Origin of the sequence: Sphingomonas qilianensis (assembly GCF_039614825.1) — a bacterium.
GTDB classification, from domain to species: domain Bacteria; phylum Pseudomonadota; class Alphaproteobacteria; order Sphingomonadales; family Sphingomonadaceae; genus Sphingomonas; species Sphingomonas qilianensis.
Map to the genome: position 1 here is coordinate 892,185 of NZ_JBDIMF010000001.1, position 20,662 is coordinate 912,846.

Below are 20,662 nucleotides of genomic sequence, written 5' to 3' on the forward strand. Positions count from 1 at the left end.
CCCGGTACGCCGCAGCGGCCTAACCCGGCGTCATGCCCATGCCGCCGCCGCCCGATCTGTCCTCGCTGTCGCTCGCCGAGATCGCCCGGCTGGCCGAGGAGCACAAGCTTCCCCCGGTCGATCAATGGCACCCGGAGCATTGCGGCGATAGCGAGATGCGCATCGCGCGCGATGGCACCTGGTTTCACCAAGGGTCACCGATCGGCCGACCGGCAATGGTGCGTTTGTTTTCCACCATCCTGCGCCGCGAGCCCGATGGCGGTTACGTCCTCGTCACCCCGGTCGAGAAGCTCGATATCGAGGTTGAGGATGCGCCATTCCAGGCGGTGGAGCTGAAGGTGGAGGGCGAAGGATCGGCCATGCGCCTCGCCTTCCGGCTCAACACCGGCGATCTGGTCGCTGCCGACGCCGATCATGCGCTGCGCTTCGCGCAGGGTGAGGATGGCCCGCGCCCCTATCTGCGCGTGCGGGGCGGGCTCGAGGCGCTGGTCGTGCGGCCGGTCTATTACGAACTCGTCGCGCTGGCACTGGCGGGGGACGATGCGGCCCCCGGCGTATGGAGCAACGGCGCGTTCTTTCCGATCATGGCATGACGCTGGACCACCGGCTGGCGCGCGCGCTCGCCGCCGGGCAGCACCGCGACACCAACTTGCTGACGGGCGATCACCACGATGCTGCCGATCTGATGATCGCCACCACGCCGGCCGCGGTGCTGATCGCGGTGACCGATCGCGCCGCGCCCGGCGTGCTGCTCACGCGCCGCAACGATGCCATGCGCAAGCATGCCGGGCAGGTCGCCTTTCCCGGCGGGCGCATCGATGCGGACGATGCCGATGCCGTGGCGGCGGCGTTGCGCGAAGCCGAAGAGGAGATCGCGCTGCCGCGCGCTGCGGTGCGCGTCATCGGCACGGCGGATCGCTATCGTACGATCACCGGATTCGAGGTGACGCCAGTGATCGGTGTGGTGCCGCCCGATCTGCCGCTGGTGCTCAACCCCACGGAAGTCGCCGACCTGTTCGAGGTCCCGCTCGATTTCATGCTTGATTCGGCCAACCATCTTGAAGCAACCGTCGAATGGCAGGGCCGCCAGCGGCATTATTACGAGATTTTGTGGGACAGACATCGCATTTGGGGCGCCACTGCGGCGATGATCGTCAATCTATCGCGGCGGCTGCGATGGACCGGGTGATCCCGGCGGAGACGCTGCGGGAGCGCGACGGTCTGGCCGCGCTGATCGAGGCGCTCGGCGCCGCGCAGGGAATGGTGCGCTATGTCGGCGGCATCGTGCGCGATACGTTGCTCGGCATCGATGCCGCAGACATCGATCTCGCCACCAGCCACGCGCCCGAAGATGCGATCTTCGCGCTGAAGCGCGCCGGGATTAAAGTCGTCCCCACCGGCCTGGCGCACGGCACGATCACCGCAGTGCTGCCGTCCGGCCCGGTCGAGGTTACCACCTTGCGCCGGGACGTCTCAACCGATGGGCGCCATGCCGTGGTCGCCTTTACCGACGACTGGCGCGAAGATGCCGCACGGCGCGATTTCACCATCAACGCGCTCTATGCCGATCCACTCAGCGGCGAAGTTTTTGATTATTTCGGCGGGCTCGACGACCTCGCTGCCGCGCGCGTACGCTTTATCGGCGATCCGCTACAGCGCATCGCCGAAGATCACCTCCGCATCCTGCGCTTCTTCCGTTTTCATGCCCGCTTCGGCGACACCCCCGATCCCGCCGGGCTTGCCGCCTGCGTCGATCGCGCCAATGATCTGATGGCGTTATCCCGCGAGCGCATTGCCGCCGAGCTGCTCAAGCTGCTCGTCGCGCCGCACGCCGTGCGCGTTATCACGCTGATGGTCGACCACGCTGTGCTCGCCCCCGTCCTGCCCGAAATCGACGCTACCGGCGTCACCCGCCTGGCGCATGTGGCGGCGCGCGAAGCGGCATCGGGCATTGCGCCCGATCCGATCCGGCGGCTCGCCGCGCTGTTGCCGTGCGATACGGCCATTGCCGAGAATGTCGGCGCGCGCTTGCGGCTGTCGACGCTCGCTCGCCGCCGGCTGATCAGCGGCGCGACCGGCATCGGCCCCGAAGGCCCCGCCGCGATCGGCTATCGCCTCGGCATCGCGCACGCCACCGATCGGCTATTGCTGTCGGATCGCCCGATCGATCAATTGGCGATGCTCAGCGGCTGGACGCCGCCGACATTCCCGCTCAGCGGCGGTCAGCTGGTGGCGCGGGGCATCGACAAGGGCCCGGATGTGGCGCGGATCCTGCGTCAGATCGAGGGATCGTGGATCGCCGAAAACTTTCCCGATGCGACACGTGTCGCCGCGCTCGCCGATGCCGCGACCGCCGACTGGCTGGCCGCGAGAAACGCATAAGCCGCGTCCGCCTCCAGCGGCCGGGCATAAACATAGCCCTGCCCGTAGGTGCAGCCCAGGGCGGCCAGCGTTTGAGACAATTCCCGCGTCTCGATCCCCTCCGCGGTGGTCTGCATCCCCAATGCCTGTGACAAGCTGAGGATCGCCCGCACGATCGCGATCTTGTCGCGGTCGACCAGCATGCCGGTGATAAAGCTGCGATCGATCTTGAGCACGTCGATGGGAAGCTTCTGCAGATAAGCGAGGTTCGAATAGCCCGTGCCGAAATCGTCCATTGCGATCGTCGTGCCCAGCGCCTTTAGCGCGTGCATGATCCCGGCAATGCGATCGGGGTCGCTCACCAGCGCGCTTTCCGTGAGCTCCAGTGACAGCCGGCGGCCATCCAGCCCAAAGGTTGCCAGCGCGCGCTCGATCAGCACCGGGATATTATCACGCTGCAGCTGGATCGCCGACAGGTTGACGGCAAACTTCGCGCCGCAGTCGCCGCCGCTGCGCGCGTCCCACGCGGCTAAGGTGCGTGCCGCTTCGGCGATCGCCCAACGGCCGAGCGGGACGATCAATCCCGATTCCTCGGCCACGGGAATGAATGCGTCCGGGGCATGCACCTGCCCTGCCTTGTCGGTCCACCGGGCGAGCGATTCGAACGCGACGATACGCCCCGTCGCCAGATCGCAGATCGGCTGATAGGTCAGGCGCATATCACCATTCTCGATCGCGCGGCGCAGGCCGGTTTCCATGCCGAACTGCTCGCGCGCCATGTCAAATGCCTGAAACTGATACGCTTCGGCCTTGCCGCTGACCTTCGAGCGCCGCACGGTGAACTGCGCGTGCCGGATCAGATCCTCGGCATTGTCGACATCGGATGAACCAAAGGCGATCCCGATCGAGCAGCAAATCGTGATCTCGTAATCGGACAGGCGGAACGGTGCCGCCAACGCAGCTTCGATACGCGCGGCCACGCGATCCGCGTCGCTCGGCCCATCCTCAAGCGCGAGCAGGATGCCGAATTCGTCGCCCCCCGTCCGGGCAAGGATATCATTACCGCGAATCGCGCCCTTGAGCCGGCGCGCGACCGTGATCAGCAGTTCATCGCCGGCCATCGCGCCCAAACAGGCATTGACGCGGCTGAAGCGATCGAGATCGAGCACCATGACCGCATAACCGCCACGTTCCTGTGCATTTTCCAGCATCGTTTCCAGCCGGTCCGAAAAGCCGGCCCGATTGGGCAGCCCGGTAAGACTGTCGGTGAGCATTTCGCGCCGCAGATTATGTTCAGTGCGCAATTCCGCCGTTTGATCGAGCAACGTCACCAGGCAGCGCTGCCCCTCGCCGCGCACGATCCGCGCCAGGGTTACGCGGTAATGCCGGCAGTCGACGATTTCGCCGAATTGCCAGCTGAATTCCGCCGTCAGCGCATCGCTGTTGAGATAGCCGAGAATATCCGCCTGCATCTGGCGCAGGAAAGGCGACGAGCCGCCCGTCATCCCCAATCCCGCCTGCTGGAAGAGAAGGTTGCACGCGCCCAGCAGCAGCGTGCCATGCCCCGCGATCACCAACGCGGCGGGGATCGGCAACAAACTGATCGCGGACGAGGCGACGGCAAGATCGGGAGCCGCAATGAGCCGCTCGTCGACGATCGCCGTCGATGTTGTGCCGAACCGCGGTAGGGGCTTCGCTTGCGCCATGTTCTGCGGGGCTAGCGCAAGATCGTTAACGTACGCTGAAACCAACGCTCATTTCGGCTCCGTAACAGTGCCCCCGGCGGTGCTCAGGTCTCGTACGAGCAGCGCCATCAGAATTTGTTGTCGCGCGGGAACCCGGTGGGCGGCATCCGCCCCGCCGCGCCGCGGGCGGCACGCCATGGCGAGAGGTCCGTCTCGGTCCGCGTTCGCCCCGTATCCCCCCCCATCGTCCAGCTCAGTCCGCTCGCGAACACGAACGTCACTGCGTCGGACAGCCCGCCATCGCCGTAGCGCTGCAACTGCACCCCCTGCCCTTTGGAAAGTTCGGCGAGTTCGGTGATCGGAAATACCAGCAGTCGCCGATTGTCGCCGATCGCTGCGACATAATCGGCCGCCGGGTCGACCGGCTTGACGAGCTTGAGCTTCGCCCCGATCCGCGGCGTCACCAGCGTCTTGCCCTTGCGCGTTTCGGCGATGGTATCCGTCGTCTGCACGATGAATCCGCGCCCGTCGCTCGCCGCGACGAGCAATTTCTTTGCCCTGCTGGCCGGCAGCAGCGCGACGATGCCGACATCGCCACCCAGATCGATCATCAGCCGCACCGGTTCGCCAAAGCCACGCCCGCCGGGCAATTTGTCCGCGCCGAGCGTGAAGAACCGGCCATTTTCGGCGGCGAGCAACAGCTTGTCCGTCGTCTGCGCATTGAAGGCGAACATCGGTCCGTCGCCTTCCTTGAATTTCAGCGCTGCCAGTGTTGCCTCGTCGGCATGCCCCTTCATCGCGCGGATCCAGCCGCGCTCGGACAGGATCACCGTGATCGGCTCGCGCTCGATCATCAGCTCCATCGGTATCTCGCGCGAGGGCGCCGCCTCGGCGATTGTCGTGCGCCGTTTGCCGAGCGGCGTTTCCGGGCCATAGCGTTCGCGCAACTTGCCCATGTCGCGCTTGAGCCGCGTGCGCTGCCGCGCCTCGCTGCCGAGCAGCAGTTCTAACCCGCTGCGTTCCGTCTCCAGCCCGTCGCGCTCCTTGCGGATCTGCATCTCTTCCAGCTTGCGCAACCGACGCAGCCGCATGTCGAGGATCGCCTCGGCCTGGCGATCGGTCAGCCCGAATTCTGCGATCATGATCGGCTTGGGCTCGTCCTCGGTGCGGATAATCTCGATCACGCGATCGAGATTGAGATAAGCGATGAGATAGCCATCGAGCAGCTCGACGCGATCGGCGATCTTGTCGAGCCGGTGCTGCGAGCGCCGCTGCAGCACCACGAACTGGTGCTCGACCCAGCCCTGTAATGCCTCCCGCAAGCTCATCACGCGCGGCGTGCGCGTCTTGTCGAGCACGTTGAGGTTCAGGCTGACGCGGTTTTCCAGATCGGAGAGGCGGAACAGGCTCTCCATCAGCATGTCGGGATCGACCGTGCGGCTGCGCGGCTCGATCACGATGCGGATCACCGCGTCGGATTCATCCCGCACGTCGGCGAGAATCGGCAATTTCTTGTCGTTGATCAGCCCGGCGATCTGCTCGATCAACTTGCCTTTCTGGATGCCGTACGGAATCTCCGTGACGATGGCATTCCAGCCGCCGCCCTTTTCCTTCTCGATCGACCAGCGCGCCCGCACGCGGAAACCGCCGCGTCCGGTGGCATAGGCCTCCGCAATCGCCGCCGGCGCATCGACCACCAACCCGCCGGTCGGGAAATCCGGCCCCTGCACAAGCTCCAGCACCTGCGCATCGCTGGCATCGGGCTGGTCGATCAGCAGGATCGCCGCATCGAACAATTCGGCGGCGTTGTGCGGCGGAATGCTCGTCGCCATGCCGACGGCGATCCCCGCCGCGCCGTTCGCGAGCAGATTAGGGAACAGGCCCGGCAGCAATTCCGGCTCTTCGTCTTCATTGTTATAGGTCGGGCGGTAATCGACGGCATTTTCGTCGAGCCCTTCCATCATGTCGATGGCGACCTGTGTCAGCCGCGCCTCGGTGTAGCGATACGCCGCGGCGTTATCGCCGTCGATATTGCCGAAATTGCCCTGCCCGTCGACGAGCGGGTAGCGCATCGCGAAATCCTGCGCGAGCCGCACCATCGCGTCATACACCGACTGGTCGCCATGCGGATGATATTTGCCGATCACGTCGCCCACGACGCGCGCGCATTTCTTGTAGCCCTGGCTCGGATCGAGCTTGAGCAACCGCATCGCCCAGAGCAGGCGGCGGTGCACCGGCTTCAGCCCGTCGCGCACATCGGGCAGCGATCGCGCCGTAATCGTGGACAGCGCGTAGACCAGATACCGATCGCTGAGCGCACTATCGAACGGCGCATCGACGATGGCGTTGAAGGGATCTCCGGGGTCTTTTACGTCAGCGGGCATGAGGTTCGATTAGCAGCGCGGTTCGGTCCGCGCCATGGTGTCGGCAAAATCGCCGGCAATCTCGCGCAACAGCCAATCGCGGAACTGGCGGATCTTGGGCACCAGCCGGCGATGCTCGGGATAGACCAGCCAGTAGGCAAACCCCTGCGTCGCGACATGCGCGAACGGCCGCACCAGCCGGCCGGACTCCAGATCATTGCGCCAGAAGAACGGCGTGAGCAGCGCGATGCCCTGCCCGGCGATCGCCGCATTGCCCTCCAGCGCCTGCGAATCGAGCCGCACGCCGCGCCGGGGCGGCCCCGGTGGCGTGCTGCCCGCGCCCGCCAGCCAGACCGGCCACCACGGATCTTCCGGCCCGATCACCGGAAGATGATGCACGTCGTCCGGCGTCAGCCCTCCGCCGTGACGCGCGAGAAATTGCGGGCTGCACATCGGCGTAAAATCGATCGGCACGAGCCGTTCGCTGATCAGCCCCGGCCACACGCCCAATCCCGATCGCACCGCACAATCCACATCGTCGGCGGCAAAGTCGGTCACCGCATCGCTGGTGTGCAGCCGCACCGCCATGTCCGGATGCGCCATCTGGAAACTGCCCAGGCGCCAGGCAAACCAGGTGTTGGCGAAGGTTGTCGAAGTCGACACGGTGAGAAGCGCCGAACCCTCCGCGCGAATTCCAGCAAAAGCAGCATCCAGCCCGTCGAACGCGTGGGATACCTGCGCCCCGGCGCGACGCCCCGCATCCGTCAACACCACGCGTTTCTTTTCGCGGCGAAACAACGGCGCTCCGAGACGCTGCTCGAGCGACTTGATCTGATAACTCACCGCCGCCTGCGTCATGCCGAGTTCGGCCGCTGCGCTGGTGAAATTCTCGTGCCGCGCGGCCGCCTCGAACACGCGGACGGCAGAGAGGGGCGGCAGGTGACGCATCGGCGAATTGATAAGCCTGGCTTGTCGCCCGTGTCGAACGATTTGTTGGCTGCACGAAATATAAGCCGCCACAATCCAAGTCGTCATTAGCATATGATGCAGGAGCCGACAGATGCGCGACGATTTCCTGACTTCCGATTGGGCGGACCATCATCATCTGGTGAGTCGCGATATCCATAAGCTGGTAAAGAGGATCATCTTTGGCTTCAAGCGCCTTCAGGCGCGCCAATTCTATGCGCCTTGGAAGAAAGAACGCCGAGGCCGAAGGGGCGCGCATTGACCATGCGCCGGTGCAACCCATCGTCATCCCAGCGCACGTTGGGATCTCAAGCGGCATAAGCGGAGCATAGCCGCATGAGACCCCAGCCTTCGCTGGGGTGACGAAACGCAACGGTTTCCTGCGGCAACCCTCTCGCCTGCCTCGCCCCCGCCCGCTAAGCCCCGATCATGTTCCGTCTTGCCATTCTCGCGCTGGTCGCGCTCACTCCGGCGGTGACCGCCGCCGACACCCCCAAACTCCTGACCTGGGACGATCTCGCCAGCCGAGCCAAGCCCGCGCCCGATGCAACGATCTCCTACGGTGACGATCACCTGCAAAAGGTCGATCTGTGGCTCCCCGCCGGCCCGCGCCCCACAGGCAAGCGCTTCCCCACCGTGCTGATGGTGCATGGCGGCTGCTGGACCACCAGCATCGCCGATCGCAGCCTGATGAACTGGGTCGCCGACGATCTGCGCAAGGCGGGCTATGCGGTGTGGAATATCGATTATCGCGGCGTCGATCGCACCGGCGGCGGTTATCCCGGCACCTTCCAGGACGCCGCCAAAGCAGCCGATACGCTGCGCGATCACGCACGGCAGTACGGCCTCGACACCCAGCACGTCGTCGCCATCGGTCATAGCGCCGGCGGCCACCTTGCGTTGTGGCTCGCGGCGCGCTCCAAGCTGCCCGCAGACAGCCCGCTCCACACCGCGCGCCCGCTCAGGATCGCGCATGTCATCAGCCTGGGCGGCCTGCCCGATCTCGAAGCTACCGCCGCCAGCCCGGACAATGGCTGCGGCACCGAAGTCGTGGGCGCGCTGCTGGGAAAACCAACGCCGGGACGCCCCGACATCTACCGCGACACCTCGGTCCCTCGCCTGCTCCCGCTGGGAATGCGCCAGGATCTGGTCAACGGGCAGGAAGATCGCATCATCCCAATGCGCCTCGCCACCGGCTATGTTGCGCAGGCCCAAAAGGCCGGCGACAGCATCGCGCTGCACGTGGTGCCGCAAACCGGCCATGTCGAGCTCGTCACGCCAGACACCGCCGCCTGGGCCAAGACCAGGCAATTGCTCGCCGCCGCGCTTGCCCAACGCCACCACTAAACGGCGCCAGCAACGAAAGCCCGCGACGCATAATTGCGCCGCCGCCATGCATTCTATATAGGCGCGCTCATTCCCGCCCCGGCCCGCGACTCCCGTGGGTGCGGGGCGCTCTTGTCGAAGGGTAATGCCATATGGCCCGCCGCCGCCAGATCTACGAAGGCAAGGCCAAGATCCTGTATGAGGGTCCCGAACCCGGCACGTTGATCCAGTACTTCAAGGACGATGCCACCGCATTCAACGCCCAGAAGAAGGGCACGATCAGCGGCAAGGGCGTGCTCAACAACCGCATCAGCGAGCATGTCTTCACGCTGCTCGGGCTGATCGGCGTGCCGACGCACTTCATCCGCCGCCTCAACATGCGCGAGCAGTTGATCCGCCAGGTCGAGATCATCCCGATCGAAGTGGTGATCCGCAACGTGGCCGCCGGCTCGCTGACCAAGCGGCTTGGGATCGAGGAAGGCACGCAGCTCCCACGCACGATCATCGAATATTATTACAAGGACGACGCGCTCGGCGATCCGATGATCACCGACGAGCATATCGCCGCGTTTGGTTGGGCGAGCCAGGAAGAGATGCACGACATCGCCGATCTGGCGATTCGCGTGAACGATTTCCTGTGCGGCATGTTCGCCGCGGTCGGCATCCGCCTGGTCGATTTCAAGCTCGAATTCGGCCGGCTGTGGGATAACGATTACGCCCGTGTGATCCTGGCCGACGAGATCAGCCCGGATGGCTGCCGCCTGTGGGACATGCAGAGCAACGAGAAGCTCGACAAGGACCGTTTCCGCCAGGATCTGGGCGGCGAGGTCGAGGCGTATCAGGAAGTCGCCCGCCGCCTCGGGCTGCTGCCCGAAGGCGCGGACAATGCCGTGCTCGATCTTGAGACGCATCGCAAGAACAAGGCCAAGTAAGCCCCCGGGCTTGAAGGAAGACATATGAAACTCCGCATCATCGTGACGCTGAAGCCCGGCGTGCTCGACCCGCAGGGCAAGGCGATCCACAAGGCGCTTGATAGCCTCGGCTTTGCCGGCGTGCAGGATGTGCGCCAGGGCAAGCTGATCGAGCTCGACGTGGCCGACGCTACGAGCGAGGCGACGATCGACGAGATGTGCCGCAAGCTGCTCGCCAACACGGTGATCGAAAATTACCGGGTCGAGCGCGCATGAAGGCCGCGGTCATCGTGTTTCCCGGCTCCAACTGCGACCGGGATCTGGCCGTGGCGATCCGCGACGTGCATGGCACCGCGCCGACGATGGTGTGGCACGGTGACAGCGAGTTGCCCGACGGGCTCGATCTGATCGCGGTTCCCGGCGGCTTTTCGTATGGCGACTATCTGCGCTCGGGCGCGATGGCGGCGCGCTCGCCGATCATGCGCGCGGTAAGCGATGCCGCCCAGAGCGGTGTGCCCGTGCTGGGCGTGTGCAACGGTTTCCAGGTGCTGACCGAGGCGGGGCTGCTGCCGGGCGCGTTGATGCGCAATGCCGGGATCGATTTCGTCTGCCGCAATGTGTCGCTGACCGTCGACAACGCGCAGAGCCTGTTCACCAGCGGCTATGATGCGGGCGAAACGATCACCGTTCCCGTCGCGCATCACGACGGCAATTATTTCGCCGACGATGCCACGCTCGACCGGCTGGAGGGCGAAGGCCGCGTCGCCTTCCGCTACGCCGAGCGCGTCAACGGATCGTCGCGCGACATTGCCGGGCTGCTCAACGCGCAAGGCAATGTGCTGGGCATGATGCCGCACCCCGAACGCCGCATCGAAGCGGCGCATGGTGGCGACGATGGCCGACGGCTGTTCGAGGGTCTCCTGGAGATGGTCGGTGCCTAGACCTGCGCGCGGAACGGCGTGAAATCGGTGCCTTGGTCGAACACGTCGAGCCCCTCGCGGCGCTTGAGGAAGCCGACCACCAGGTAGGTCACCGGGGTCAGCAACACTTCCCAGCCGACCTTCAGCGCCCATTGCGTGACCAGCACGGTGAGCACCAGATCGTTGGTCCAGCCCGCCGCGCCCCAGAAGGCCAACGGATAGAAGATCAGGCTGTCGATGCCCTGCCCGCCGATCGTCGAGCCGATCGTGCGCATCCACAGATGCTTGCCGCCGCTCCACAGCTTCATCCGCGCGAGAATGTACGAATTGACGAATTCGCCCGCCCAAAAGGCGATCATCGAGGCGAATACGATGCGCGGCACTTGCCCGAACACCGTTTCATACGCCGCCTGGTTGGTCCAATCCGGCGCCGGCGGCAGCGCCACCACCACCCAGGACATGAATGCCATGAAGGCGACCGCGACGAACCCGGCCCAGATTACGCGCCGCGCGCGGGCATAGCCATACACCTCGGTCAGCACGTCGCCGATGACATAGGACAGGGGGAAGAACAGGATGCCCGCACCGAACGGCCAGTCCCCGATCCCCGGCAGATGGATTACCGCCACCTTGCCTGCACCGATCACGTTGGACAGCAACAGGATGGCGACGAACGCCGCCATGACGAAATCGAAATAGCGCAGGTGGCGCGCAGCGATAGCGCTGGCGGCGACGGGCGCTGGCTGATGCTGCAATTCCCCCTGGCTCATTGCGTCGTTTATGATGCCGGTTTCGCCGCCGCGCAATCCGCGCTATTCGGATGCCGTGCGCGCCCGTAGCTCAGTTGGATAGAGCAAGGAGCTTCTACCTCCTCGGTCGGGGGTTCGACTCCCTCCGGGCGCGCCAAGGATCGTTAGGGGGCGCTGGATGAGATTGCCGCTGTTTCTTGTCGCGAGCATGGCGGTGGCCACGCCGCTGCACGCCAGGCTGACCCCACCTGAGGCGCGGATGACCGCGACGGTCGATGCCGAATATGAGCGATCGGTCGCGTTGCTGCAGAAACTGGTCGATCAGAATTCGGGATCGATGAACCTGGCCGGCGTCGCGGCGGTCGGCCGGATGATGCGCGCCGAGCTCGAGCCGCTGGGCTTTGCCGTCCGCTGGGCGCCGATGACCGCGACCAAGCGCGCCGGGCATCTGATCGCTACCCGCGCCGGCAAGGCGGGGGCGAAGCGGCTGTTGCTGGTCGGGCATCTCGATACGGTGTTCGAACAGGATTCGCCGTTTCAGAGGTTCGTGCGGACGGGCGAGCGGGCCGAGGGGCCGGGCGTCGGGGACGACAAGGGCGGCATGGTGGTGATGATCGCCGCGCTGCGCGCGATGCACGCGGCCGGCACGCTGGACGCGGCGAGCATCGAGATCGTGCTGACGGGGGACGAAGAGGATTCGGGCGATCCGATCGCGCTGGCGCGCGCCGATCTGATCGCGGCGGGCAAGCGCGCGGACGTGGCGCTCGATTTCGAGGGACTGTTTGTCGAGAACGGGCAGGACATGGGATCGATCGCACGACGCTCGTCGAACAGCTGGACGCTCAAGACTCAGGGCAAGACCGGCCACTCTTCGCTGATCTTCAACGATATCTATGGCGACGGCGCGATCAACGAGCTGGCGCGCATCCTGGCGGCGTTTCGCAGCGAGTTGCCCGAGCCGAACCTCACCTTCAACACCGGGATCGTGGCCGGCGGCGCGACCGCCACGCTGGATGCCGATGGCGTGCGCGCCAGCGCGAGCGGCAAGAGCAACATCATCCCCTCCACCGCGATCGCGCGCGGCGATTTCCGCACGCTATCGGAGGATCAAACCGCGCGGGTGAAGGCGAAGATGACCGCGATCGTCGCGCGCCATGCGCCGGGCACCGGCGCCGAGATCGTGTTCGAACCAGGCGGCTATCCCGCGATGGCGCCGACACCGGGGAATCGCGCGCTGCTCGACAAACTCAACGGGGTGAACAAGGATCTGGGCCTGGCAGCAATGCCGCCGCTCGATCCGCTGCGCCGCGGCGCGGGCGACATTTCCTTTGTTGCCAATGACGTCGACGGCCTGATCGGGCTTGGCCCGGCAAGCGAAGGCGATCACGCACCGGGCGAGACGGTCGATCTGGCGAGCATGCGCCGCCAGGCAAAGCGCGCGGCGATCCTGATGACGCGGCTGGGCAACGGCGGCTAGCGTGAGCGTTTGCCGCTCGCGCGGCGCATCGCTACATCGGGCTTATGGCCCAATCGCATCCGTTTCATTCGATCCACAGCCACGGGCTGATCCGCGTCGGCGCGTGCACGCCGGCGGCCAGCGTGGGCGATTGCGCCGCCAACGCGGCATCGACCATTACGCTGGCCGAGCAGGGGCATGCGCGCGGCGCCGATCTGCTCGTCTTCCCGGAGCTCAACCTCACCTCGTACGCGATTGACGATCTGCATCTGCAGACCGCGCAGCAGCAGGCCACGCAAGCGGCGATCGCGGACGTGGTGGCGGCCAGCGCCGGCTTGCGCCCCGTCCTTCTGGTGGGTGCCGCCCTCCCCCGCAATGGCCGGCTCTACAATTGCTGCGTCGTCATCGCGCGCGGCCGCATCCTGGGCGTCGTGCCCAAGACGTTCCTGCCCAATTACCGCGAATATTATGAGAAACGCTGGTTCGCCAGCGGCGCCGGGATCACCGGCCCGTGCGATATCACGCTGGCGGGGCAGACCGTCCCGTTCGGCACCGATCTGATCTTCGCGGCGGACGATCTGCCGCATTTCGTTTTCCATGCCGAGATTTGCGAGGATTATTGGGCGCCCACCCCGCCATCGACGATGGGGGCGCTGGCCGGGGCGCTGATCTGCTGCAACCTTTCCGCCTCCAACGCGACGATCGGCAAATCACGCGAGCGTATGATGCTCTCGGCGGCGCAAAGCGCGCGCGCGCTATGCGCCTATGTGTATTCAGCCGCCGGGCCGGGGGAAAGCACCACCGATCTGGCCTGGGACGGCCAGGGCTCGATCCATGAACTGGGCGAGCTGATCGCCGAATCGGCGCGCTTCGATCATCACCCGGAAATCCTGCTCGCCGATATGGATGGCGAGCGCATCGCGCAGGAGCGGATGCGCAACGGCACGTTCGGCGATGCCGCGCGCCTTTCGGGCCACCCTGAAGGAAGCTTCCGTCGCGTCGCTTTCACGCATCAGCCGGCGCTGGGCGACATCGGCTTGTTGCGCGACATCCGGCGCTTCCCGTTCGTGCCCAACACGCCCGAAAAGCTCGACGCGGATTGCTACGAAGCGTTCAACATCCAGGTCGAGGGGCTGCTCAAGCGCTTCGTCGCGGCCCGCGCCGAGCGGCTGGTGATCGGCGTTTCGGGCGGGCTCGATTCGACCCACGCGCTGATCGTCGCGGCAAAGGTGATGGACCGCCTCGGCCGCCCGCGCACGGATATTCTCGGCTTCACCATGCCCGGTTTCGCCACGGGCGAAGACACCAAGCACAATGCGTGGACGCTCATGCGCGCGCTGGGCGTCACCGGCGCGGAAATCGACATCCGCCCCGCCGCGCGGCAGATGCTGGGCGACATGGACCACCCGTTTGCGGACGGCGCGCCGCAATATGACGTGACGTTCGAGAATGTGCAGGCCGGCTTACGCACCGATTACCTGTTCCGCCTGGCCAATCAGCGCGGCGGGCTGGTGATCGGCACGGGCGATCTTTCCGAGCTGGGGCTTGGCTGGTGCACCTATGGCGTCGGCGACCAGATGAGCCATTACGCCGTCAATGCCGGCGTGCCCAAGACGCTGATCCAGTTCCTTATCCGCTGGTGCATCAAGACCGATCAGTTCGACCGCCATACCGATGATGTGCTGGAGGCGATTCTCGGCACCGAAATCTCGCCCGAACTGGTGCCCGCCGGTGCGGATGGCGCGCTGCAAAGCACCGAGGCGCGGATCGGGCCGTATGCGCTCAACGACTTTTTCCTGCATTACACGATTCGCCACGGGCTAGCCCCGTCCAAGATCGCGTTTCTTGCCTGGCATGCCTGGCACGACGCCGATGCGGGGCGCTGGCCGGATCATTTCCCGCGCGAAGCGCATGCCGCTTATGATCTGGCGACGATCAAATTCTGGCTGGAAAAGTTTCTCGTGCGCTTTTTCGTCACCAGCCAGTTCAAGCGTTCGGCGCTGCCCAACGGCCCCAAGGTCTCGGCGGGCGGCGCGCTATCGCCGCGCGGCGACTGGCGTGCGCCCTCGGATGGCACCGCGACGGTGTTTCTGGAGGAGCTGGCGCGCAACGTGCCGTAACACTCGTCCCCACCCCGGACTTGGTCCGGGGTGACGGTCAGAGCTTAGCGTTTGGCCTTGCGCGCCGCATAGCGCGCATCGCGAGCCGCCTTGGCGGCAATGTCGGCATCGATCAGGCGCTGCTTTTCGGCTTCGATCGCAGCCAGCTCGGCTTCGGCCTTGGCGATTTTATCAAGCCGGGCCTGTTCGATCGCCTGGGCCTTTTCGGCGCGGCGCTGGATTTCCTTGGCTTCGCGCGCCTGGCGCGCGGCAGCGCGGGCGGCGGCAACCTCCGGATCGATCTGCGGCTTGGCCTTCAGCTTCTCCAGCGCCTTTTGCTTGGCCTGGGCAGCGAGCGCTGCGCGATCCTGGAAGGTCGGTTCCTTGTACGCCATGTGGTGTCGGGGCCTTTCGGGCACTGATCGTTCAGAATGTGGCGGAGAGGGTGGGATTCGAACCCACGGTACCCGCGAGGGCACGCCGCATTTCGAGTGCGGTACATTCGACCACTCTGCCACCTCTCCGCGAGGTCTTTGATGCTGCCGAACGGGCGACATCGGTCGATGAAGGCGGGCGTCTAATGGACTATCCGGGGCGTGGCAACCCTTCAGCTTGTGCGCTGCGAAAAGGACATTAGATTAGACCCATGTCCCGTTCCCACATTCCCATGACGCCTGCCAATTCCGAGATCGCGCTGCCCCCGATCGCCCATGCCCGCTTCGGCATCGGCGAAATCGTGCGCCATCGCATGTTCGATTTTCGCGGGGTGATTTTCGATATCGACCCGATCTTCGCCAATAGCGACGAATGGTATGATGCGATCCCCGAGGATATCCGGCCCAAGAAGGACCAGCCCTTCTATCACCTGCTCGCCGAAAATATGGAATCGAGCTATATCGCCTATGTCAGCCAGCAGAATCTGATCCCGGACGATAGCGACGAGCCGGTCGATCATCCCGCGATCCGCGGGCTGTTCAGCGACTATGCCGATGGCCGTTACACGCTGCGGCCGCAGCACCGCCACTGAGCGCGTTGCGGCGCACGTAAGCGCCACATTTCCTAAACGTGGCCCCGGACTTGCGCCCGGGTGCCGCAGTTCGGACATACGCCCGGCACCGCATTCTCCGGTCGATCCGGGGGCGCCGCAACGTCCCCTGGATGCCTAGGCTCAATATTTGATGCGCAACCGCGTGTAATAGAAGCCGCCGTTGAAACCGAACGGCCCGCCATTCCGCGCATAAACCTGCCCATCGGCCGCGCCCCCAGTGAGCGGATAAAGCTGCACCGTCGATGTCGCCTTCAGCCGATCGGGTTTTTCGTCAGTGAAGTTCTGCGCGCCGATCGCCAGTGTGAAATGCTCCGCGAAGGTGTAGCTCAGTTCGAGATCGGTGACGAATTTGCTGCCGAACTTCTGGTTCGCATAACCTTCCTCCGGCGTGGTCGCCGTCGCTGCCTTCGTAACGGTCACGCCGTAATCCTGCGCGCCCGTCCACGAGCTGTAGTAGTTTTCGCGCACGTTAAAGCTGAGATCACCCAGCGTCCAACCCACATTGAATACGGCGCGATGGTTCGGTGCCAAATTCTCGGCATCGATCCGTTGAGCCAAGTTGATCACACGCGAATCAAACTCCGTGACCCTGGTTTTGTTGTAATTATACGCCAGCGAGAAATTGAGCTGAGCATCGCTAACCGTGGCACGATAGGTCGCCACGACGTCCACGCCGCGTGTGCGCGTGCGGAAGCCGTTGGTGAAATACTGCACCTGGCCATCGACGCCGACCGGCAGCAGCGCCGGTTGCGCCGCCAGATCCGCCGCCGTCACAATAAACGGCGAGGTCAGGCCGATGCGATCCCGCAGGCTGATCTGATATCCATCGACGGTGATGGTCATGGCGGGGATCGGCTCGAGGATGAAGCCCAAGCCGTAGTTGGTCGATTTTTCGGGCTTGAGCGTGGTGGCGCCATAATATTGCGCGACCGGATTGTTGGTCGGATACGTACCGCTCTGGAAGGCGACGCCGTTGTTGAACGAGGTCGTCACGATCGACACGTTCGCTTGCCCCGGTGACGGCGCGTGGAAGCCGGTGCCGAAGCTGCCACGGATCGAAAAGGCATCGGCCAGCTTGTAGAGTGCGTTGACCTTGCCGACCCAGGCGTCGCCAAACGTATTGTAATGCTCGTAGCGCCCGGCCGCGCCAACCGTCAGCGCCTCGGTCAGATCAGTTTCGAGACCGATATAGGCGCCATAGTTTTCCTGGCTGAACTTGCCCGCAGTGGCCGGGCTGGTGCCGGCATAGCCGCTCGCCCCCACGCCCTGCGCCGCCGTGGTGCCGGTAAAGGTATACACCCCCGGCGCGGTTTGCGTGTAAAGCCGTTGCGCGATGGCATAGGGGCCGGCGCCGTAGGATTGCTCATCGCCCGCCGTCTGTTCGTAGGTTTCCTTGCGGAATTCGCCCCCCGCCGAGATGGTCAGCGGCGCGGCCAAGCCGACATCCGCTGCATAAGTGAAATCGGCGTTGAAGTTCATTTCCTTCTGGATCAGATCGCCAAATTCGAAGCTGGTTTGCGTCGCTGGGCCATAGGAAAAATTGGCCGAATCATACATCGACAGCGTCAGCTTGTTGCGCGCCAGCGTGCCCGACACGTCGTAGCTGAAATCACCGGCCGTGCCCTTATACCCGAGAACACCATAGAGCTGCTCGGTCTCCCCCACGAAGCGCGGCGTAAAGCCAGCGGGATAAAGCTGGCGGAAACGAAAAATATTGCCATCCTGGACAAAGCCCCCCGCCGGGCAGGTCGCGTTGCCGGCCGGGCATGGCGTCATATAGAAGATATTGTTAAACGCGCCGTTGGCGCCCTGATTGCGCACCACGCCCGTAGAATCGACCGCAGTGCTGGACACTGAGGCGCGATAATTGAAGCTCTGATTGCCTTTGTTCTTGGCATAATTGCCGAAGAAATAGATTTTGCTGTCAGCGGTAACGTTGAGCGCAGCATTCACCACGCCCTTGTAGCCATGCGACGGGGAATTGCCCCAAATCTGCACTGGTAGGGGATAATTGGGCAGATCGGGTGCAAGCGCGGGGAAGTTGGCGGCAAAATTGGCGGCTGATGGCCGCGTCTTGCCGCGGCTGGTCTGCCCTTCGTCGACATATTCGGCCGTAACATTGATGAAGCCGAAATCGCTCTTAAGCCCGGCATTGCCGGCGATCTGATAGCTCTCGCCGTCACCTTCATAATATTGCCCGGCGCGGCCGACAATCTCGATCCCCTGATCCTCGCGCAGCCCGTAATTGAGCACGCCGGCAATCGCATCGGAGCCATATTGCGCCGTCGCGCCTTCGCGCAACACCTGCAGGCTGCCGATCGCCAGCGATGGAATAGCCGAGATATCCGGCCCCTGCGCCCCTCGACCAAGCCCCGTGTCGCTGCCGCCATAGACCTGCACCAGCGCGGAGCGGTTGTACCGCTTGCCGTTGAGCATCACCAGCACCTGGTCACCCGACAGGCCGCGCAACGAGGGCGAGCGCACGAAGGTCGAGGCGTCGGAGATCGAGTTTTGCCCGACGAAGAACGACGGCACGATATTCTTCAGCGCGTCCATCATATTGGCGGCGGGCTGCGAGGTCAGCTCGGCGGAACTGATCACATCGACCGGGGAGGGAGAATTGGTCAGCGTGCGATCGGTGCGGCGCGTCCCGATGACGATAACCTCGCTGCTATCCTGCTCCTCGGCTTCGTCAGCGTTGCCGCCAGACTGCTGCGCCACCGAGTTGGGCTCCGCCGGGATGGTATCGGCAAATGCTGGCGCGACGCTAAGGTTGGCTACGGCCAGCGCGAAGATCGAAATCAATGAGTTCTGCATGATGATGAGTACCCCCAAATGAGAAAAGCTCATGAATCCGCGAACAGCGGCCCGTTATGACCGTGCACCACCCTGCCTGGAGGGGTTAGTTACACGACGGCTTTGCTCCACCTGCATATACATTACGGACCGTGTTCATCCTGCTCTGAGCACCGCCCGCGATAGTTCGCATCACGGTAGATCAGATAAAATGGGGATTCACGGTGACGCCCGCATAATCCGTGCGCTATTGCGCATCGGGACCATTTGGTCTTACTCGTTCCGAACACATCACTGTCTGCGGATTTTCCCCCTTACTCATTGTTCTTCATTATTACGGCCGACTGCCCACGGATAAGACGCCACAATAACATCTATATTGCAACATGATGTTGCCCTACCCGGCTAAAAAATGTCCGAGGCGGCCGCTTTCACTGCCTACTATGGCAGATCGGCAACGCTTTCCTGCGCTTGGCGCCGCGTGAATCGGTTGACAGCGACGCCACCCTGACTTAGCTGGCGCTTCTTTCCCGCGTCGGGCTTGCTCGACGTGGGGTATAGTTATTTTGAAAGTGATGTAGGCCATGTTCGCAGTCGTGCGCACGGGCGGCAAGCAATATCGCGTCGCCGCCGGAGACAAGATCGTCGTCGAGAAACTCGATGGTGAAGCAGGTTCGTCGATCTCGTTGAGCGATGTGTTGCTCGCCGGGGAGGGCGCTGAGCTCAAGTCGGTTGAGGGGCTGCTGGTCTCCGCCGAGATCATCGCGCAGGCGAAGGCCGACAAGATCGTCGTCTTCAAGAAGCGTCGCCGGCAGAATTATCGCCGCAAGAACGGCCATCGCCAGCAGCACACGATCCTGCGCATCACCGCGATCGGTGATCACAAAGCAGAAAAGAAGGCTGACAAGCCGACCACCGATGCGACGGGCGCTGAAGCCCCGGCCGCTCAGGCGTAAGGAGTAGTTCGAGATGGCACATAAGAAAGCAGGCGGCTCTTCGCGCAACGGTCGCGATTCGGCCGGTCGTCGCCTTGGCGTGAAAAAGTTCGGTGGCGAATCGGTCGTCCCGGGCAACATTCTCGTGCGTCAGCGCGGCACCAAATTCTATCCCGGCACCAATGTCGGCATGGGCAAGGATCACACCTTGTTCGCGCTGACCGAAGGCCGCGTGACCTTTAAGGAAGGCAAGCTCGGCCGTAAATTCTGCTCGGTCGACATGCCAGTGGCGATTGCCGCGGAATAACATCGGGTAACCAGCCGGGTTGCCCACCAGGGTGACCCGGGTCCGCGCAAGCGGTCCGAACAAGGGAGACGGGTCACCCCGGCTCCCTTTTTTTTGCTCCCTCCCCTGCCCTGTCGCCGGCCCGTCATGAGGATGTGGTTGGGCGACCGCACACGAGGAGAGTAAGATGTTCGCTCGTACCAAGAGATTGACGCTCAGGCCTGGCTGGCCCGAAGATGCGGCCGCGCTGGCGAAGGCCATCGGGCATGAAAGCGTAGTGACCAAAATATCGCAAGCGCCATGGCCCTACACGGCCGAGGACGCACTGGATTTCTTGTCACGGCCGCGCCCGGACAAGGACGCGATAATGCTGATCACAGTGCCGGAGGATACGACCAGGATCATCGGCTGCATCGGCGTGCACGCCGATGGCGATGCGCACGAGCTCGGCTATTGGCTGACGCCCGAGGCCTGGGGCCAGGGCTATGCCACGGAAGCGGGCCGGCAGGCGGTGCAGATCGCGCGCCACGCGCTGGGGCTGAAGCGGCTGAACGCGGGGCATCATATCGACAATCCGGCGTCCGGCCGCGTGCTGGCCAAGCTGGGGTTCAAGCCGACGGGGCGGATCGAGCAGCACTATTGCCGCGCGCGGGGCCACCATGTGCCGTGCGTGAAGATGGCGCTCGATCTGGACGAGGACCGACCGTGTGAGCAACGGCTGGCCGCGTGATCATGGCGCGCAAGCCCCTCACATGCCGGGG

The 20,662-nt window shown here is 64.3% G+C and carries 20 protein-coding genes and 2 tRNA genes; 15 read left to right on the top strand and 7 right to left on the bottom strand.

Annotation, left to right across the window (positions count from 1 at the left end; translation table 11 throughout):
• Window positions 1–32: 32 nt before the first annotated feature.
• From ABC969_RS04305 to ABC969_RS04315, 3 genes are read left to right on the top strand one after another with little or no spacing between them, the layout of a single operon-like run.
• Window positions 33–593, top strand: a complete 561-nt coding sequence (locus ABC969_RS04305) for a DUF1285 domain-containing protein (RefSeq protein ID WP_345863202.1) — start codon at window positions 33–35, stop codon at window positions 591–593.
• The gene (locus ABC969_RS04310; protein WP_345863204.1) at window positions 590–1,189 is read left to right on the top strand and encodes a CoA pyrophosphatase; all 600 of its coding nucleotides are present in this window, start codon (window positions 590–592) and stop codon (window positions 1,187–1,189) included. The genes ABC969_RS04305 and ABC969_RS04310 overlap by 4 nt, the downstream gene beginning before the upstream one ends.
• Complete coding sequence (locus tag ABC969_RS04315) at window positions 1,177–2,382, top strand: CCA tRNA nucleotidyltransferase (RefSeq protein ID WP_345863205.1); 1,206 nt, start codon at window positions 1,177–1,179, stop codon at window positions 2,380–2,382. Before ABC969_RS04310 ends, ABC969_RS04315 begins: the two co-directional genes overlap by 13 nt.
• Here the strand turns inward: ABC969_RS04315 and ABC969_RS04320 are convergent.
• The 3 genes from ABC969_RS04320 to ABC969_RS04330 all read right to left on the bottom strand — a co-directional run bounded on the left by ABC969_RS04320 (window position 2,277) and on the right by ABC969_RS04330 (window position 7,357).
• The gene (locus tag ABC969_RS04320) at window positions 2,277–4,067 is read right to left on the bottom strand and encodes a putative bifunctional diguanylate cyclase/phosphodiesterase (RefSeq protein ID WP_345863206.1); all 1,791 of its coding nucleotides are present in this window, start codon (window positions 4,065–4,067) and stop codon (window positions 2,277–2,279) included. The two genes, ABC969_RS04315 and ABC969_RS04320, sit on opposite strands and share 106 nt — an antisense overlap.
• 107 nt (window positions 4,068–4,174) lie before the next feature.
• Window positions 4,175–6,430: a DNA topoisomerase IV subunit A gene (gene parC / locus ABC969_RS04325; protein WP_345863207.1), complete on the bottom strand. Its 2,256-nt coding sequence runs from the start codon at window positions 6,428–6,430 to the stop codon at window positions 4,175–4,177.
• A 9-nt stretch (window positions 6,431–6,439) separates the two neighbouring features.
• Entirely contained in the window at window positions 6,440–7,357 is a 918-nt protein-coding gene (locus ABC969_RS04330; protein ID WP_345863209.1) for a LysR substrate-binding domain-containing protein, read from the bottom strand.
• Between the two features lie 112 nt (window positions 7,358–7,469).
• On the opposite strand from ABC969_RS04330, the gene ABC969_RS04335 reads away from it, so the two are divergent.
• The 5 genes from ABC969_RS04335 (at window position 7,470) to purQ (ending at window position 10,553) form a co-directional block, all read left to right on the top strand.
• On the top strand, window positions 7,470–7,637 hold the full coding sequence (locus ABC969_RS04335; protein WP_345863211.1) for a hypothetical protein: 168 nt from the start codon (window positions 7,470–7,472) through the stop codon (window positions 7,635–7,637).
• A gap of 167 nt (window positions 7,638–7,804) precedes the next feature.
• Window positions 7,805–8,722 (top strand): alpha/beta fold hydrolase, encoded by a 918-nt coding sequence (locus ABC969_RS04340; RefSeq protein ID WP_345863212.1) that lies wholly within the window; start codon window positions 7,805–7,807, stop codon window positions 8,720–8,722.
• 131 nt (window positions 8,723–8,853) lie between these two features.
• Window positions 8,854–9,633, top strand: coding sequence for a phosphoribosylaminoimidazolesuccinocarboxamide synthase (gene purC / locus ABC969_RS04345; protein WP_345863213.1), 780 nt, complete (start codon window positions 8,854–8,856; stop codon window positions 9,631–9,633).
• A 24-nt stretch (window positions 9,634–9,657) separates the two neighbouring features.
• Entirely contained in the window at window positions 9,658–9,888 is a 231-nt protein-coding gene (purS, locus tag ABC969_RS04350) for a phosphoribosylformylglycinamidine synthase subunit PurS (RefSeq protein WP_345863214.1), read from the top strand.
• Window positions 9,885–10,553: a phosphoribosylformylglycinamidine synthase subunit PurQ gene (gene purQ, locus ABC969_RS04355; protein WP_345863216.1), complete on the top strand. Its 669-nt coding sequence runs from the start codon at window positions 9,885–9,887 to the stop codon at window positions 10,551–10,553. Before purS ends, purQ begins: the two co-directional genes overlap by 4 nt.
• On the opposite strand, the gene ABC969_RS04360 is transcribed toward purQ, so the two are convergent.
• Window positions 10,550–11,302, bottom strand: a complete 753-nt coding sequence (locus ABC969_RS04360; RefSeq protein ID WP_345863218.1) for a queuosine precursor transporter — start codon at window positions 11,300–11,302, stop codon at window positions 10,550–10,552. The two genes, purQ and ABC969_RS04360, sit on opposite strands and share 4 nt — an antisense overlap.
• A 59-nt stretch (window positions 11,303–11,361) precedes the next feature.
• Here ABC969_RS04360 and ABC969_RS04365 point away from each other — a divergent pair.
• From ABC969_RS04365 to ABC969_RS04375, 3 genes are all read left to right on the top strand, one after another.
• A tRNA-Arg gene (locus ABC969_RS04365) sits at window positions 11,362–11,438 on the top strand.
• A 21-nt stretch (window positions 11,439–11,459) separates the two neighbouring features.
• Window positions 11,460–12,758, top strand: coding sequence for a M20/M25/M40 family metallo-hydrolase (locus tag ABC969_RS04370; RefSeq protein ID WP_345863219.1), 1,299 nt, complete (start codon window positions 11,460–11,462; stop codon window positions 12,756–12,758).
• 44 nt (window positions 12,759–12,802) lie between these two features.
• The gene (locus tag ABC969_RS04375; protein WP_345863221.1) at window positions 12,803–14,857 is read left to right on the top strand and encodes an NAD(+) synthase; all 2,055 of its coding nucleotides are present in this window, start codon (window positions 12,803–12,805) and stop codon (window positions 14,855–14,857) included.
• A 44-nt stretch (window positions 14,858–14,901) separates the two neighbouring features.
• Here ABC969_RS04375 and ABC969_RS04380 read toward each other — a convergent pair whose 3' ends face one another.
• Both ABC969_RS04380 and ABC969_RS04385 read right to left on the bottom strand, forming a co-directional pair.
• The gene (locus tag ABC969_RS04380) at window positions 14,902–15,231 is read right to left on the bottom strand and encodes a DUF6481 family protein (RefSeq protein ID WP_345863223.1); all 330 of its coding nucleotides are present in this window, start codon (window positions 15,229–15,231) and stop codon (window positions 14,902–14,904) included.
• A gap of 39 nt (window positions 15,232–15,270) precedes the next feature.
• Window positions 15,271–15,360 (bottom strand) — tRNA-Ser (locus ABC969_RS04385).
• Window positions 15,361–15,482: 122 nt separating this feature from the next.
• Between ABC969_RS04385 and hspQ the strand changes: the two genes are divergently transcribed.
• A complete protein-coding gene (hspQ, locus tag ABC969_RS04390) occupies window positions 15,483–15,863 on the top strand; it encodes a heat shock protein HspQ (protein WP_345863225.1) in 381 nt (126 codons plus the stop codon).
• A 141-nt stretch (window positions 15,864–16,004) separates the two neighbouring features.
• Here the strand turns inward: hspQ and ABC969_RS04395 are convergent, their stop codons facing one another.
• Window positions 16,005–18,701, bottom strand: coding sequence for a TonB-dependent receptor plug domain-containing protein (locus ABC969_RS04395; RefSeq protein ID WP_345863226.1), 2,697 nt, complete (start codon window positions 18,699–18,701; stop codon window positions 16,005–16,007).
• A gap of 563 nt (window positions 18,702–19,264) precedes the next feature.
• Here ABC969_RS04395 and rplU point away from each other — a divergent pair.
• The 3 genes from rplU (at window position 19,265) to ABC969_RS04410 (ending at window position 20,631) form a co-directional block, all read left to right on the top strand.
• On the top strand, window positions 19,265–19,636 hold the full coding sequence (rplU, locus tag ABC969_RS04400; RefSeq protein ID WP_345863228.1) for a 50S ribosomal protein L21: 372 nt from the start codon (window positions 19,265–19,267) through the stop codon (window positions 19,634–19,636).
• Between the two features lie 13 nt (window positions 19,637–19,649).
• Entirely contained in the window at window positions 19,650–19,922 is a 273-nt protein-coding gene (gene rpmA, locus ABC969_RS04405; RefSeq protein WP_261292437.1) for a 50S ribosomal protein L27, read from the top strand.
• A gap of 166 nt (window positions 19,923–20,088) precedes the next feature.
• Window positions 20,089–20,631 carry a GNAT family N-acetyltransferase gene (locus tag ABC969_RS04410; protein ID WP_345863232.1) on the top strand — a complete coding sequence of 181 codons (543 nt, stop codon included), beginning with the start codon at window positions 20,089–20,091 and terminating at the stop codon, window positions 20,629–20,631.
• Window positions 20,632–20,662: the final 31 nt, after the last annotated feature.